This window comes from Mesorhizobium sp. LSJC285A00 (assembly GCF_000503155.1).
In the GTDB taxonomy this organism is placed as follows: Bacteria; Pseudomonadota; Alphaproteobacteria; order Rhizobiales; family Rhizobiaceae; genus Mesorhizobium.
On the sequence record NZ_AYVK01000068.1, the window covers coordinates 1 to 15544 of the forward strand.

Here is a 15544-nt window from a genome sequence, read left to right on the forward strand (position 1 = left end):
CGGGCGAACGGCCGGCCTATCAGGGCCGGCGCGACCAGCGCGACGGTGCCGCCAAGCCACGCTTCGACCGTTCGAAGTTCAAGCCCAAGCCGCAGGCCGAGGGCGAACAGCGCCGCGACGGCAAGCCGCAAGGCGAGCGTCCGCGCGAGGGCCGGCCTGACTGGAAAGGCGGCAGGCCGGAAGGCAAAGGCGGACCGCAAGGCGCCAAGCCGGCTTTCCAAGCCAAGCCACGCGAGGAACGCCCTGCGCGCTTCGATCCGGACTCGCCCTTCGCCAAGCTCGCCGCATTGCGCGACCAGCTGAAGAAATAAGCCCCAGGTTCGCTGCGATGGTTGCTGAAGGTCGTCAGCGCATCGACAAGTGGCTGTTCTTTTCGCGCGCGATAAAATCGCGCTCGCTGGCGGCCAAGCTGGTTGTCGCCGGACGCGTCCGCATCAACAGCGACAAAGCAGCGCAGGCCTCCGATCTGGTCAAGCCTGGCGACGTTTTGACCATTACGCACGAGCGCCGCATTTTCATTTGGAAGGTGCTTGGCACCGGCGTGCGGCGCGGTCCGGCCGAGGAAGCGCGCACGCTCTACGAGGACATGTCCCCGCCGCCGGCGCCGAAAGGCGAGGCTGTTGCCGATGCCATTCCGGCGCTGCGCGACGCCGGCAGCGGCCGGCCGACCAAGAAAGAGCGCAGGCAAACCGACCGGCTGTTCGGCGAAGACTGAAGCCTTGGCCGTCTGCGCCATGCCGGCGGTCTGGAATTTCATTCCGGACACGCGGGCCCCGCCTGCAATGGCTGCCCTTGCAAGCGGCAGGCAAAGGCGTTACCTCACCAAAAAAGCCGCCGCATCGGCCCGAAAATCGGAAATCGATTTTTCGGAAGGCACGATGCGCAGATTCAAAGTGTCAGAGCGTACTTTGTGCGTCCAATTGGACGCACGTCGCTCTAGCAAGAACGGGACGTCCCGGAGCCGACCAATGACCTATGTCGTGACCGACAACTGCATCAAATGCAAGTACATGGACTGCATCGAGGTCTGTCCGGTCGACTGCTTCTACGAGGGCGAGAACATGCTTGTCATACATCCCGACGAGTGCATCGACTGCGGCGTCTGCGAACCGGAATGCCCGGCCGATGCAATCAAGCCCGACACCGAGCCGGGCCTCGACAAATGGCTGCAGGTCAACACCGAATACGCCGAGAAATGGCCCAACATCACCGCCAAGAAGGAGCCTCCGGCAGATGCCAAGAGCTTCGACGGCGAAGCCGGCAAGTTCGAGAAATATTTCTCCGCCGAGCCCGGCGAAGGCGACTGAGCACATGACGCTGGAATCGGAATCGATTTCGGAAAGGGTGATGCGCAAAGCAAAAAAGTGCGGCCTATTGGATCGTCATAACGCTGCGTAACGCGCATCATACATTAACTGCCTTGACAGGCGGCGATGGCGCTCGACCTTCGCGTTTGCAGCAAAACCTTGATTCTTCCGACTTTTTGTGCTACACCAGTTGAAACATGCCGGTGACACAACGTCGATTTATGGCGCAAGCGCCCCAAATCACTGAAAGGTGAAATCCCCAATCGGACCAGAGCGATCTGGGCCAGGCAGTCGCTATGTATGCGGTTTGCCGGTCCCGGCTTTTTCCGATGGGTTCATCTGTTGTGCGGCTAACGATCGGTGTCCCCGGTCGCATGCGTTCGGACCGGCAGGCCGCCGGTGCCACAACAAGGAGTTCAGGGCGTAATGGCAACGATCACCCCGCAGAAGAAGTCCACCTCGGCACGCCACGGTTTCAAGACCGGCGAGTACATCGTCTATCCGGCACACGGCGTCGGCCAGATCGTCTCGATCGACGAGCAGGAAGTTGCGGGCCACAAGCTGGAACTGTTCGTCATCGACTTCCAGAAGGACAAGATGCGCCTGAAGGTTCCGGTCGCCAAGGCGACCTCCATCGGCATGCGCAAGCTGTCGGAAGAGGATTATGTCGAGCGCGCGCTGAAGGTCGTGCAGGGCCGCGCCCGCGTCAAGCGCACCATGTGGTCGCGCCGTGCGCAGGAATATGATGCCAAGATCAATTCGGGCGACCTGATCTCGATCTCGGAAGTCGTGCGCGACCTCTACCGTGCCGACAACCAGCCGGAACAGTCCTATTCCGAGCGTCAGCTCTATGAGGCGGCACTCGACCGCATGGCGCGCGAGATCGCGGCAGTCAACCGCATGTCGGAAACCGAAGCCGTGCGCCTGATCGAGGTCAACCTCAACAAGGGCCCGAAGCGCGGCGCCAAGGCCGACAATGAGGAAGCCGAGCAGGAAGAAGCTGCCTGATCGCTTTCACCGTCGAAATCATGAAAAACCCGGCCTTGTGCCGGGTTTTTGTTTTTACCCCCTTGTGGGGTTCCAAGGACGGGCGAGACCCGTGGCTCGCCCAGGCAGGGTCGCTGCGAAGCAGCGAGGATGGGGACGACACCAGACCGCACCCGGACCTTCCGTCCGACCTCCCCACAAGGGGAACGTAGAAGGCTCAGCCGCCGGCTTCCTTCTCCGCCTCCTGCTTCAGCGTCGCAATAAAACGCTTGGTCCGTTCCCGCTCCGGATTGCTGAACACCACGGTGGACGGCCCCTTCTCGACGACGACACCAGCATCGAGGAACACCACCTCCTGCGCGATCTTGGAGGCAAGGCGAAGGTCGTGCGTGGCCATCACCATGGTGGTGCCTTCGCTGGCGAGTTTTCCGAGCACGTCGACCACTTCCTGCGCCAGTTCCGGATCGAGCGCCGAGGTCGGCTCGTCGCAAAGCAGAACCTTGGGCGACGGCGCCAGGGCGCGGGCGATGGCCACACGCTGCTGCTGGCCGCCCGACAGCGTTGCCGGCCAATCGTCCGCCTTGTGCGCCATGCCGACCTTCTCGAGCAGCGCCAGTGCCCGCTCGCGCGCCTTTGCCGTCGGCCATTTGAGCACCGTCACCAGGCCTTCCATGACGTTCTCGATCGCGGTGCGATGCGGGAACAGCTGGAAGTTCTGGAACACCATGCCGGTCTGCAGCCGCAGGCGCTGGATGTCGCGGCTGGGGATCTTGATGCCGGGACGGAATTCCAGCGTCTCGTCGCCGATGCGCACCATGCCCGAGGTCGGGATCTCCAACAGGTTGATGCAGCGCAGCAGAGTGCTCTTGCCACCGCCGGAGGGACCGACAAGCGCGGTGACGCTGCCTTCGGCAATGGTGACCGTCACGCCCTTCAGCACCAGATTGTCGCCGAAGCGCTTTTCGATATCGGTGAGGCCGATCATGAGCGCGCCTCCAGGAAGCCGCCATAGCGGTTGAGCCGCTCCTCCAGCCGCGTCTGCAAGGCCGAAAGCACCGAGCTCATCGCCAGATAAAGGATCGCCGCCTCGACATAGAGGATCAGCGGTTCATAGGTGGTGGCGACGATGCGCTGCGCCGCCTGGAACATCTCCGGCACGGTGATGGCGGCGGCCAGCGACGTATCCTTGACCAGCGAGATGAAGGTGTTGGACAGCGGCGGCACGGCGACGCGGCCGGCTTGCGGCAGGATGGTGCGCCGCATCGCCTGGCTCCAGGTCATGCCGATCGAATAGGCCGCTTCCCACTGGCCCTTCGGCACCGAGCCGATCACGGCGCGGATAATTTCCGAACTGTAGGCGCCTATGTTGAGGGTGAAGCCAATCAGCGCCGCCGGAAAAGCATCCAGCAATATGCCGACCGAAGGCAGGCCGTAAAAGATCAGGAACAGCTGCACCAGAAGCGGCGTGCCGCGAAAGATCCAGACATAGAAGCGGACCACGGCAACCAGAGGCTTGGGGCCGAACAGCCGCACCAGGGCGACAACCAGGCCGACGAACAGGCCGAGTGCGAACGATAGCAATGTCAGCGGTACGGTGAAGATCAACGCCGCCCACAGCAGTGTCGGCAACGAGTCCAGCATCAGGTGTAGCCAGTGCGGCACGAACGGCTCCTCCCTCACAGACCGCCGCGGTGACGGCAGTGCAATTGTGTGCTTCTCATATCATGCGAATAACGGCGAGCCGTCAAAGACGGCCCGCCGCTATTTGTCATTGCCGGCAAACCGCCGGGAGATGGTCTTTACTGCGAGACATCCTGGCCGAAATAGGTATCGGCGATCTTCTTGTAGGTGCCGTCGGCCTTGATGTCGGCCAGCGCCTTGTTGATCGCCGCGACCAGCTCCGGATCACCCTTGCGCACGATGACGCCGGAATAGTCGGCGTTCTCTTCCTGCGCGGCGATCTTCACATTGGCGTCCGGCTTGTGCTTCTTGAAGTCGAGGAAAGACAGGCTGTCATTGATGGTGGCGTCGGCGCGGCCGGTGAGCAGCAGCTGGATCGACTGGTCGAAGCCGTCGGTGCCGACAAGTTCGGCGCCGTTGGTCTCGGCGAGCTTGCCGAAATTCGATGTCAACGACTGTGCCGACTTCTTGCCCTTGAGGTCGGCGAAGGTCTTGATGTCGGTGTTGTCGCCGCGCACGATCAGCACGGCCTTGGAGGCGATGTAAGGATCGGAGAAATCGTACTTGGCCTTGCGCGCGTCGGTGATGCCGACCTCGTTGATCACGGCGTCGTAGCGGTTGGCGTCGAGGCCGGCGATCAGCCCGTCCCATTTGCCTTCGAGGAACTCGACCTTGACGCCGAGCTTGTCGCCGATCGCCTTGGCGATCTCGACGTCGAAGCCGACCAGCGCGCCGGAAGCATCATGATAGGTGAAGGGCGCATAGGTGCCTTCGGTGCCGACCTTGAGTGTGCCGGCCTGCTTGATCTGGTCGAGATTGGCGCCGGCGTGGCCTGATGTAACAGCCAGAACCTGCAGCGTTCCGGCGATGATGAGCGAATTGAGCCATTTCATTTCTGTGTGATCCCGTCCTTGGCCGGTGTCCGGCGCTTGTGAGAGCCGGAAACTGACAGATACAGCGCAGCAAAATAAGGAACCAGATTTCAAAAAAACGGCGATCCAGAAATCAGATTCTCAAAGCAGCTCCGATCGGTGCCAATAGTCCCGATCTGCGGTGTCGATGCGCCCTGTCGGACCGCACAAAACAACCGCCCTCGGCGGCGGAACCAATCCCCGGTATGGCACGTTCATGGCTTGTTGTAGGGCGCCGCGTTTCCATTTCAAGAACCCTTGGCTGCGCTAGGCCCGAAGCAATTCCAGGAAAGTGGGAAAGCGGTTTCCTTCGGAATTGCGTCAAACAGAGATAACGGCCGCCAGGCCGTCCGAAAATGTCCGGGAGCAGGAGCGCGGCATGATCGAAGACACGGCAGGACGGACCATGGTCCGCACGGCAATGAAAGCCCCCTACCTCGAGCGCGATGAGGAACATGTTCTCGCCTTGCGCTGGAAGGAGGACCAGGATCAGCAGGCGCTGCATCAGATCACCGTCGCCCATATGCGGCTGGTCATCTCCATGGCTTCGAAGTTCCGACATTACGGCCTGCCGCTCGGAGATCTGGTCCAGGAGGGCCATGTCGGGCTGCTGGAAGCAGCCGCGCGTTTCGAGCCGGAGCGCGAGGTGCGCTTCTCGACCTATGCGACATGGTGGATCCGCGCTTCGATGCAGGACTATATCCTGCGCAACTGGTCGATCGTTCGCGGCGGCACCTCTTCGGCGCAAAAGGCGCTGTTCTTCAACCTGCGGCGCCTGCGCGCCCGTCTTGCCAATGGCGCCGAGCCGATCTCCAACGCCACGCTCTACCGCGAAGTCTCGGTAGCCCTAGGCGTCTCCGAGGCCGATGTCGCGAAGATGGATTCCAGGCTTTCAGCACCTGACTCTTCGCTCAACGCACCGCTCGCCGATGAGGCTGGCACCACCGAGCGGATGGACTTCCTGATTTCGGACGATCCATTGCCTGACGAGGTCGCCGGCGACACCATCGACGTCGAACGGCGCCTGATGTGGCTGAAGACGGCGCTCCGCGCGCTCAATGCCCGCGAACTCAGGATCATCGAGGAGCGCCGGCTGAGCGACGAAGGTGCGACGCTTGAGGCGCTTGGCGAGACGCTCGGCATTTCCAAGGAGCGTGTCCGGCAGATCGAGGCCCGCGCCATGGAAAAGCTCAAGCTCGCGCTGGTGAAGCAGAATCCGGAGTTCATGGCGGCCTGAGATTGCCAGGAACGGGGTACCCCGAGTTATCTCAGAAAAGTTATCTCAGAAAAAAGCACTACGAAGGCTGGGGTTTCTGACGAAGACCGGCGCTATCTGTCCGTGACGATCTTGACCTTGTCGCCGGCCGAAACCGAGGCGCCCGGCGACATCGCGTTGAGCACGCGGAACAGATCGAGCTTGCGGTCGACGCCGACCATCTGCGCCGAAAGTGTGCCCATCGTCTGCCCGGCCTGTACCGTGACGACGCGGATATGCAGCGGCTTCAGTGCCGCCTTCTCGGCGGGGCTGAGCACGCGGAACGAACCGCTGACCGAGCGTGCCACCGGATCGAGTGTCGTGCTGGCCGAGGGGGCCGCTGTCAAAAGCCGGTAGACCTGACCGCCGGCGCGGATCACCGCAATGTCGAACTGCCAGCCATCGGCGCCGGCGTGCGCGGTCGCCGCCTGGTTGCCGTCGATCGTCTCCTGGCGCACACTGGTCTCGTCGAGACCGGCCACCCAGCCGCTTCTGATGTAGTCGGTCAGCGCACGATCCTTGTCGATCGACACACCGTCGAAGCGGATCGCCATGTCGCCGGGACCGGTCGCCGTCACCGCCGCCGCCGAATTGTCGATGATGAAGCCGTCGGGCACCGTGAACGAAACGCCGAGGCCCGGATGCAGGAAGGTCTGGCCGCGCACATAGCCCTCTTCCGGCGTGTCGCCATAGAGCAGGCCGTCTATCCCGGCCAGGAAGGAATCGCGGTCGCGGGTGCCGATGCCCGGCGCGCCGAACTGGCGGGCGTGGCGCTGCGCCAGATCAATTCGCTGCGGCGTGTTGGGGTGCGTGGCCAGGAAGTCGAGGCTGGCGTCGGTGGCGCCGCTGATCGAGCGGAAATCGGTGTAGGCCGACATCGACTGCAGGAAACGCCCGGCGGCATAGGGATCGTAACCCGCCTCGCCGATCGACTTGATGCCGATGGCGTCTGCCTCCAGCTCCTGGTTGCGCGAGAACTGCGCCAGCCTCAGCTTGCCGCGGATCAATGCCTGCTTGGCGGTCGGGCTGTCGCCCAGCACATCGGAGACCACCTTGGTCGCCAGGCCTTCCTCGGCCTCGAGCTGCTGTCGCTGCAGACCGTGATTGGCGGTGACGTGGCCCATCTCATGCGCGATGACGGCGGCGAGTTCGGCCGAATCATTGGCCAGCGCCAGCAGGCCGCGGGTGACGTAGAGATAGCCGCCCGGCAGCGCGAAAGCGTTGACGTTTGGCGAATTGAGGATGGTGATGCGATAGGTCTGGGTCGGATTGGCCGACACCACGGTCAGGCTGCCGACAACCTTGGCCACCATGCGCTCGAGCTTGGGATCGGAATATTCGCCGCCATAGGTGGCAAGGATGCGCGGATGCTGTGCCTTCGCCAGTTCGGCAAGCTTGCTGTTGGCGGCGACATTGTCGACCGTGATCGGCTTGTCGGAAGGCTGGAAGCCAGATTCCTGCACTTCGGGAGGCGTGAACATCTGGCAGCTGGCCAGCGCCACGGCAAGGCCGGCCAGCGCGAGGAAGCGCACCAGCGGTCTGCGCTTCAAAGTGTCAGTGCCGGTCGGCAGCACGGCGTTCCTTCAGCTCTCGGCGCATGATTTGGACCGGGGTCCGCGCCAGCGAAAAATCGGTTTTCGTTGGCAATCCTGCACACATCAGAAAACCTACAGCGTTTACGCATCCGGCCGGGTGCGGCGCTGTAGGGGCAAATCACGGCTCGTGCCGGACCAGTACTAAGCGGACCTAGCCACATCGACTGGACCATGGCAAGCAAGCGCCACATCACCTGTAGCCGGTTTGGTCGTAAATTATGTCCGCTTCCGGGCAATATCGCGTGATCCGCCCGAACTTGCGCCGATATAGCGCCGAAACGCTTCAGGGCCAGTGCCGTCGAAAAAATCGGCGGCAGGTCCCGTCGCGGCAACCCTGCCATTGTCCAGAAAAACCATCTGCTCGCCGATACGGCGAGCGTCTTCCGGCTGATGCGTGACGAACAGCACCGTCATCGCCCGCTCGGCATGAACGCCGGCCACCAGGTCGAGCATGTCGTCGCGCAGCGCTGGCCCGAGCGAAGCGAACGGCTCGTCGAGCAGCAGCACTGGCCGGTCGCGCACCAGAACGCGGGCGAGCGCCACGCGCTGCCTTTCGCCGCCGGAGAGTTCGCGCGGCAGGCGCATTTCCTTGCCGGCCAGGCCGACGCGGTCAAGCGCCTCGGCGATTGCGGCGCGATCGGCGTCGGTCAGGTTGAGCGATGGCGAGCGGCCGAGCCCGACATTCTTCTCCACCGAGAGATGAGCAAACAGATTGTTTTCCTGGAATACCATCGACACCGGCCGCACCGAAGGCGGCTCGGCGCCGACATCGGCGCCGCCGATCAGCACACGACCGGACTCCGGCGTCTCGAAACCAGCCACCAGATCGAGCAAGGTCGATTTGCCCGAACCACTTGCCCCCATGATGGCGGTGATCTTCGATGTATCGAATTCGACATCGAACAGGAATGACGTTTCGCCATAGCTGAACGAGACCTTGTCCAGCCGGACAGTCGTGCCTTTCTCCACAGCGGACGTCACGATCTCTCTCCCAGTCCCAGCCAGTCTGCCGCGACCACCAATGCAAGGCAGACCGCCCCGAGCAGCAAAGCCAGCCCGCCAGCATCGGCCGTGCGATAGCTGCCCATGCGCGCCAGCAGGAGATAGGGCAAGGTCTGCACCGAATCGCTGCCGAACAGCGCGATGACGCCGAGATCGCCGAGCGACAGTGCCATGGCGAAGGCAAAGCCGGTGGCCAGCGGCCGCCGGAGCGACGGCCAGTCGACCAGAAGCAGCCGGTTCCAGCCCGCAATGCCGAGCTGCGCGCACAGCTTTTCGTGGCGCTCGCTCGCCGCATCATAGGCCGGGCGCATCGCGCGGATGGCAAAGGGCATCGCCATCACCGCATTGACGGTGACGACCATGACCGGCGCGATGGCAAAGACATCGCTGACCGTGCGCAGCAGGAGAAACCAGCCGGCGCCGATGACAATGGGCGGCACGACGAGGACGAAGCCGGCGCCGGTGTCGGTGGCATGTTCGAGCAATGAACGGGCACTGGACCGGCGGCGCAGCGACAGTGCCCGCCGAGCCATGATCAGCGACAGCGACAGCGCCACCGAAAGTAGCGCCGCCGAGAGGGCGAGACCGGCGCTGGTCAGGGTCGCCTGACGCACGGCACTCTCGCCCGCCAGCCGGCCGAGATCGGCGCCGAGGCCGGACGCGACGGTGGCCGCCATTGGTCCGGCGACGAACAGCAAGGCGAGCACGATCAGGACGGCGTTGAACGCTGTTTCTGCTTTGCCGGCCAAGTGATAGCGGCGCGGCGCGACAGGCAAATTGGCGTCGCCGGTCACATTGGCGCCGAGCCGCGTCAGCGCCAGCATGACGGCAAAAGTCAGCGCGATCTGCAGCACCGTCAGCGTCACCGCTCGCGCCGGATCGAAGTCGAAACGCAGCGCCTGATAGATGGCGACTTCCAGCGTCGTCGCCGCCGGCCCGCCGCCGAGGATCAGCACGATGGTGAAGGAGGTGATGCAAAGCATGAAGACAAGCCCGGCGACGCCCGGCAGCGCGGCGCGCAGCACCGGCCACTCGATCAGCCGGAAGGCTGGCCTCGCCCCCATGCCGAGCTGGCTCGCCAGCCGCCATTGATCGGCCGGCACCGTTCCCAGCGCTTCGAGGAACAGCCGGGTGGCCAGCGGCAGGTTGAAGAAGACGTGGGCGACGAGGATGCCCGACAGCCCATAGATGTCGGGCCAGCTCTGGCCACCGATCGCGGCGAAATAACCGGCGCGGCCATAGAGCGCCAGTATGCCCAGCGCTCCGACAATTGCCGGCAAGGCAAGGGGCACAGTGAACAGCTGCAGGATGAAGCCGCGTCCGAAGAAGCGCGGATGCCGCGACAGCGACCGGGCGACGAAGAGCGCCGGTACGGCGGAAAGCAGAGTCGAGAGCGCAGCCTGCCAGAGCGTGAAGCGGACAACGCGCAGGAGATAGAGGTCAAAGGCGGACGCGGCGCCGGAAAGGTCGTGCGCGCCTTCGCGGATAAGGCCGGCGAAGGCGCCACCGATCAGCAGCGCGATTGCCGCAAGCGCGACAATGCCGGCCGTGATGCGGGGGTCAGAGCGTTGCACTCTTTACCGGGCGTCGCGTTCCTTCGCGCCCCCCTCTGTCCTGCCGGACATCTCCCCCACGAGGGGGGAGATTGGCGGTTTTAGCGCTCCGCTCATTCCTGCAGCTTCGGAGATTGGCGAAAGTCAACGTAAAGGCCAATCTCCCCCCTCGTGGGGGAGATGTCCGGCAGGACAGAGGGGGGCGCCGTAGAGCACTCATCTTTTGACTATACAGCCAAATCTACTTGCTCATCACCGCCAGCCATTCATCCACCCAGGCCTTGCGATTTGCCGCGACCTCTTCCGGGCTGAACAGCAAGGTCTTCGCCGGCTTGACCAGCCTATCAAAAGCCGGATTGAGCGGCTTGTCGGTTTTCCCGGCCGGGAACATCCAGTTGGTCTCCGGAATGACATCCTGGAATTTCGGCCCGGTCATGAAGGCCAGGAACTTCGCCGCCAGCGGGTTCTTCGCGCCCGTGGTGGTGATGCCCGCGACCTCGACCTGCAGATACTCGCCCTCCTCGAACGAGGCCGCCTGGTAGCGCCCGGTGTTCTCGGCCACCATGTGGTAGGCCGGCGACGTCGTATAGGAAAGCACCATCGGCGCCTCGCCCTTGGTGAACAGGCCGTAGGCCTCGCTCCAGCCCGGCGTCACCGTCAGCACTTTGCCCCTGAGTTTCGCCCAGGCTTCCGGCGCCTTGTCGCCATAGACCGACTTGACCCACAGCAGCAGGCCGAGGCCCGGCGTCGACGTCCTCGGATCCTGGATGACGATCTTGTCGGCGGCATCGCCCTCGACCAGTTCCTTCAGGCTCTTCGGCGGGCTCTTCAGCTTTTCGGTGTCGTAGACGACGGCGAAATAACCATAATCATAGGGCACGAAAGTGTCGTCGCTCCAGCCGCCCGGCACGTTGTTTTCAGCCACCGCGCCATGTCGGACAAACAGGCCGGAAGCCTTGGCTTCCGCGGTGAGGTTGGTGTCGAGACCAAGCACGATATCGGCCTTGGTCGAGGCACCTTCGAGCTTGACGCGGTTGAGCAGCGCGACGCCGTCGGCCACCGAGACGAAGTCGACGCTGCAGCCGCACTCGGCCTCGAATTCCTTCTTCACCTGGGGGCCCGGACCCCAGTCGGCAGTGAAACTCTCATAGGTATAGATCGTGAGTTTTTCCTGCGCGGACGCAGGGATTGCCAGTAGCGACACAGCAAGCCCCAGCGCTGGGACAAGACGGGACAAAAAAATGCGCATCGGCGCCTCCTTCATTCGTGTTGAAAGGAATTGAGGCGTCGGGCTGTCCGAAGCGTCTAATCCCTCCGCCGGTACAAACCGGATCAGGTTCAGCGGGTTGGCGAGACTGCCTCTCAGCCGGTCCGCGAAGATCGCGTCCGGCACCCCGTTAGAGCGTTTCGACACATAGGCCCGGACAAGGTGCCACGCAAGTGGAAGTTTGCCCGAGCATGATCCCGGAAAGTGGAATCCGTTTCCGGAAAAAGATCATGCTCCAACAAAGAGTGACGGTGCCGCTTAGCCTTCCGTTTCGTCGGCGGGGCTGGTAAGGGCCAGCGGATATGAGCACATTCACCATCCTGCTTGGCGGCGATCTCGTCCGCACGCCGCGGCTCGACCGCCAGGTCGCGGGCACGCGCGTCATCGCCGCCGACGCCGGCATCGATCATGCCCGCCTGCTCGGCGTGATGCCGGAGCTGTGGGTCGGCGATTTCGATTCCGTGCCGGCGGACCTGCCTGCCGATCTCGCCGCCGTGCCGCGGGAGGTGTTTCCTCCCGAAAAGGACAAGACCGATGGCGAACTGGCGATCGCGGCGGCATTGGGACGCGGCGCCACCAGCCTGGTGCTGGCCGGCGCTTTCGGCGGCAAGCGCGCCGACCACGCCTTCCTCCATCTGGCGCTCGGCCTGCGGCTGGCCGAGGCCGGCACAAAAGTGCTGTTGACCAGCGGAGCGCAGGAAGGCGCCCCTTTGCTGCCCGGCAAGGCCGGCTTCGACTATGCCGACGGAACGCTGTTTTCGGTGCTCGGCTTTTCCGATCTTTCGGGCCTCACCGTGTCCGGCGCGAAGTGGCCGCTCGACCATGTCGAGGTCGTGTTCGGCTCGTCGCTGACCATCTCGAACGAGGTCAAGTCCAACACGACCGGGGGCGGCCTCGAAATCGCGCTCGGCCATGGCCGCGCGCTGCTGCTCGCCCACCCCTACCCCTTGCCTGAAAGCTGACATGGCCCCGCCCCTTCTCAACCTCGACGGCATAAGACTGACCTTTGGCGGCACGCCGCTGCTCGATGGCGCCGAACTGACGGCGTCCGCCGGTGACAAGATTGCGCTCGTCGGCCGCAACGGCTCCGGCAAGTCGACGCTCCTGAAGATTGCTGCTGGTCTGATCGAGCCGCAAGACGGCGAGGTCTTCCGCCAGCCTTCGGCAACGGTGCGCTATCTCCCGCAAATGCCCGACATGGACGGCTTTGCCAATGTGCGTGCCTATGTCGAGGCCGGACTTGGGCCTGCCGACGATCCCTACCGCGCCACATATCTGATGGAGCATCTCGGCCTCGCCGGCACGGAGAACCCCAACGATCTCTCCGGTGGCGAGGCGCGCCGCGCAGCACTTGCCCGCGTCATGGCGCCCGAACCCGATATTCTGCTGCTTGACGAGCCGACCAACCATCTCGATTTGTCGGTCATCGAATGGCTGGAAGAGGAGCTCGTCCGGACGTCTTCGGCGCTGATCGTCATCTCGCACGACCGACGCTTCCTCGAACGCGTCTCGCGCGCCACCGTCTGGCTCGACCGTGGCCAGACCCGCCGCCTCGACAAGGGCTTTGGCCATTTCGAGGAATGGCGCGACCTTGTGCTGGAAGAGGAAGAGCGCGAACAGCACAAGCTCGGCCGCCAGATCGTGCGCGAGGAGCATTGGCTGCGCTATGGCGTGACGGCTCGCCGCAAACGCAACATGCGCCGGCTCGGCGAACTGCAGACCATGCGCCAGCGTTTTCGCGGCCATCGCGGCGCCGAGGGCTCGGCCACCATGGTGGCCAGCGACGCCGCCGAATCCGGCAAGCTGGTGATCGAGACCAAAAACATCGAAAAGAGCTTTGGCGACCTCACCGTGGTCAAAGGCTTCTCGACCCGCATCCAGCGCGGCGATCGCGTCGGCCTTGTCGGGCCGAACGGCGCCGGCAAGACGACGCTGTTGAAGATGCTCACCGGCGAGATGAAGCCCGACGCCGGCTCGGTGCGGCTCGGCACCAATCTGGAAATCGCCACGCTCGACCAGAAGCGCGAGGCGGTCGATCCGGCCGAGACCCTGGCGCAGTATCTCACGGACGGGCGCGGCGAAAACCTCGTCATCAATGGCGAGCAGCGCCATGTCGTGTCCTACATGAAGGATTTCCTGTTCAAGCCGGAACAGGCGCGCACCCCGGTGCGCGAGCTGTCCGGCGGCGAACGGGCGCGGCTGCTCCTGGCGCGTGTTCTGGCGCGGCCGGCCAACCTTCTAGTGCTCGACGAGCCGACCAACGATCTCGACATGGAGACGCTGGAACTGTTGCAGGAACTTGTCGCCGGCTTTGCCGGCACGGTCATCCTGGTCAGCCACGACCGCGACTTCCTCGACCGCACCGTCACCAGCATCATCGCCCCGGACGGAGGCGGCCGCTGGATCGAATATGCCGGTGGCTATTCCGACATGCTGGCGCAGCGCGGCGGCACCCGGCTCGACGACCGCAAGGCGCGCGCCAAGGCCGAAGCCAGCGATGCGCCGGCGCCGGGCAAGAGCGAGCCGGCAGCGCCAAAAGGGCCGTCGAAGAAACTGTCGTTCAAGCAGAAATTCGCCCTGGAATCGCTGCCCAAGAAGATCGAGGCGGTAATGGCCTCGATCTCGCGTTTGGAAAACAACATCGCCGATCCCGCCTATTACGAGCGCGACCCGGCCTCGTTCCAAAAGACCATCGCCGCCCTCGACAAGGAACGCGCCACGCTGGCCGCACTCGAGGAAGAGTGGCTGGAACTGGAAATGCTGCGTGAGGAGATGGAGGGGTAGCATTGCCTGCGGTCTTTTATGCGCGTATATTGTGCGCATAAAAGGAGGCATCTCCGTGCTTCAATCGACGCCAAAAACTCAGCGGACCTCTGTCAACACGTCCATTGACTCTCAGTTGATCAAGGACGCCAAAGCGTTGGGCATCAACATCTCCCGCGCTGCCGAAGCAGGGATCGCGAAAGCGATTGCGGCGGAGAAAACGCGTCGATGGCAAGAAGAAAACTGGGAAGCCATCGAAAGCTCCAACGAATATGTCCGAAAGAACGGACTGCCATTGGCTAAACACCGGCCGTTCTGATGGCGCGTTACGATTTCTATCGGAGTACCGAGAGCGACGGTTATCTTCTCGACGTGCAGTCAGATATGCTTGAAGGGCTGAGCACGAGGGTGGTCGTACCTTTGATGCCGCCCGAGATTGCCCCGCTTCCTGGCCGCCGCCTGAACCCGACCTTCGCTATAAACGGCAAAGATCTTGTGATGGTCACACAGTTTGTGTCGGCCTTCAGCGCGTCCGAATTGCGGATGCCAGAGGGAAACCTTTCTAGACATCACGACGACATCGTCGCCGCGCTCGACATGCTGTTCCAGGGCTTCTGAGCGAAGGCAGCCGCTACTGCCGCCCGTCAACCTGCCGTCTTGGCCTGCCAGGCCTTCAGCGCCTCGTCGAACACCTTCTCGCCCGGAATGCCCTTTTCCATGGTCAGCAGCGCCCGGCGTCCGGTCTTGTAGACCACCGGCACGTCGATCCAGTCCTGGCCTCGAAGCAAGGTCATATTGGCGTCCTCGTCGGCCTTGGTGTCGTTGAGCGCCACCAGGAAGAAGCCGTCGGCGATCTTGGCCGGAATGCCGATCAGCGGGCTGCCGGCATCCTGTTCCGAACTCTTCATGGCGACGCGCAGGATGTTGTCGACGCCACCGCCGTCAAAGCCCTCGGGCGTCAGGAAGATCATCTCGATGATGTGGCTGGCCGGCAGCGTCTGGTCGGTATTGCGCCGGATGGTCATGCGCAGCTGGATGTCCTTGCCGGGAATGGTCGCCTCGGCGCGGATCGCCGGCTCGGGCGGCAGGTCGCCGCCGGGGGATTCCTGCACCAGCGACCAGACGATGCTGCCGGGTTCGGCCGATCCTTGCGCGGTCGAGGTGCGTTCCTCGTAGAAGATCGCCTTCTGGCCGACCGCAACGGTGGGCTCGGAAGCGGCGGCC

General features: G+C 63.6%; 16 protein-coding genes, 1 pseudogene and 1 riboswitch. Of the genes and pseudogenes, 9 read left to right on the forward strand and 8 right to left on the reverse strand.

Translation table 11 applies throughout. The annotated features are described in order from the left end of the window. The 4 genes from X726_RS01000000167725 to X726_RS138360 all read left to right on the forward strand — a co-directional run. A partial coding sequence (locus tag X726_RS01000000167725) for a hypothetical protein (protein WP_033002084.1) occupies positions 1-311 on the forward strand: 311 nt, incomplete at its 5' end. Between the two features lie 17 nt (positions 312-328). Beyond that, the gene (locus X726_RS138370) at positions 329-715 is read left to right on the forward strand and encodes an RNA-binding S4 domain-containing protein (protein WP_023673663.1); all 387 of its coding nucleotides are present in this window, start codon (positions 329-331) and stop codon (positions 713-715) included. A 253-nt stretch (positions 716-968) separates the two neighbouring features. Then, the gene (gene fdxA, locus X726_RS138365; RefSeq protein WP_013529180.1) at positions 969-1307 is read left to right on the forward strand and encodes a ferredoxin FdxA; all 339 of its coding nucleotides are present in this window, start codon (positions 969-971) and stop codon (positions 1305-1307) included. Between the two features lie 426 nt (positions 1308-1733). Further along, the gene (locus X726_RS138360) at positions 1734-2315 is read left to right on the forward strand and encodes a CarD family transcriptional regulator (RefSeq protein ID WP_023673664.1); all 582 of its coding nucleotides are present in this window, start codon (positions 1734-1736) and stop codon (positions 2313-2315) included. A gap of 196 nt (positions 2316-2511) precedes the next feature. Here the strand turns inward: X726_RS138360 and X726_RS138355 are convergent, their stop codons facing one another. The 3 genes from X726_RS138355 to X726_RS138345 form a co-directional block, all read right to left on the reverse strand. Further along, complete coding sequence (locus X726_RS138355; RefSeq protein WP_023673665.1) at positions 2512-3279, reverse strand: amino acid ABC transporter ATP-binding protein; 768 nt, start codon at positions 3277-3279, stop codon at positions 2512-2514. Further along, entirely contained in the window at positions 3276-3956 is a 681-nt protein-coding gene (locus X726_RS138350) for an ABC transporter permease subunit (protein WP_023693608.1), read from the reverse strand. Before X726_RS138350 ends, X726_RS138355 begins: the two co-directional genes overlap by 4 nt. A gap of 137 nt (positions 3957-4093) precedes the next feature. Further along, positions 4094-4867, reverse strand: a complete 774-nt coding sequence (locus X726_RS138345; protein WP_023673667.1) for an amino acid ABC transporter substrate-binding protein — start codon at positions 4865-4867, stop codon at positions 4094-4096. Between the two features lie 397 nt (positions 4868-5264). Here X726_RS138345 and X726_RS138340 point away from each other — a divergent pair, with 397 nt between their 5' ends. Next, positions 5265-6122 (forward strand): RNA polymerase factor sigma-32, encoded by an 858-nt coding sequence (locus X726_RS138340; RefSeq protein WP_023685806.1) that lies wholly within the window; start codon positions 5265-5267, stop codon positions 6120-6122. A gap of 92 nt (positions 6123-6214) precedes the next feature. Here the strand turns inward: X726_RS138340 and X726_RS138335 are convergent, their stop codons facing one another. From X726_RS138335 to thiB, 4 genes are all read right to left on the reverse strand, one after another. Next, positions 6215-7621, reverse strand: coding sequence for a M48 family metalloprotease (locus tag X726_RS138335; RefSeq protein WP_245260137.1), 1407 nt, complete (start codon positions 7619-7621; stop codon positions 6215-6217). A 330-nt stretch (positions 7622-7951) separates the two neighbouring features. Next, entirely contained in the window at positions 7952-8716 is a 765-nt protein-coding gene (gene thiQ, locus X726_RS138330; protein ID WP_031215585.1) for a thiamine ABC transporter ATP-binding protein, read from the reverse strand. Next, entirely contained in the window at positions 8713-10311 is a 1599-nt protein-coding gene (thiP, locus tag X726_RS138325; protein WP_023673671.1) for a thiamine/thiamine pyrophosphate ABC transporter permease, read from the reverse strand. The genes thiQ and thiP overlap by 4 nt, the downstream gene beginning before the upstream one ends. Before the next feature lie 220 nt (positions 10312-10531). Beyond that, positions 10532-11539 carry a thiamine ABC transporter substrate binding subunit gene (gene thiB / locus X726_RS138320; RefSeq protein ID WP_031215586.1) on the reverse strand — a complete coding sequence of 336 codons (1008 nt, stop codon included), beginning with the start codon at positions 11537-11539 and terminating at the stop codon, positions 10532-10534. Between the two features lie 43 nt (positions 11540-11582). Then, positions 11583-11697: riboswitch (TPP riboswitch) on the reverse strand. A gap of 162 nt (positions 11698-11859) precedes the next feature. Here thiB and X726_RS138315 point away from each other — a divergent pair. From X726_RS138315 to X726_RS138305, 4 genes are read left to right on the forward strand one after another with little or no spacing between them, the layout of a single operon-like run. Then, positions 11860-12519, forward strand: coding sequence for a thiamine diphosphokinase (locus tag X726_RS138315; RefSeq protein WP_023673673.1), 660 nt, complete (start codon positions 11860-11862; stop codon positions 12517-12519). Between the two features lies 1 nt (position 12520). Then, positions 12521-14341, forward strand: a complete 1821-nt coding sequence (locus tag X726_RS138310) for an ABC-F family ATP-binding cassette domain-containing protein (protein WP_023673674.1) — start codon at positions 12521-12523, stop codon at positions 14339-14341. A gap of 55 nt (positions 14342-14396) precedes the next feature. Beyond that, positions 14397-14639, forward strand: a complete 243-nt coding sequence (locus X726_RS0136810) for a type II toxin-antitoxin system CcdA family antitoxin (protein WP_031215587.1) — start codon at positions 14397-14399, stop codon at positions 14637-14639. Beyond that, a complete protein-coding gene (locus tag X726_RS138305) occupies positions 14639-14938 on the forward strand; it encodes a CcdB family protein (RefSeq protein WP_023673676.1) in 300 nt (99 codons plus the stop codon). The genes X726_RS0136810 and X726_RS138305 overlap by 1 nt, the downstream gene beginning before the upstream one ends. Before the next feature lie 26 nt (positions 14939-14964). Here the strand turns inward: X726_RS138305 and X726_RS138300 are convergent. Then, positions 14965-15544, reverse strand: a pseudogene (locus X726_RS138300) (hypothetical protein); the annotation flags it as partial.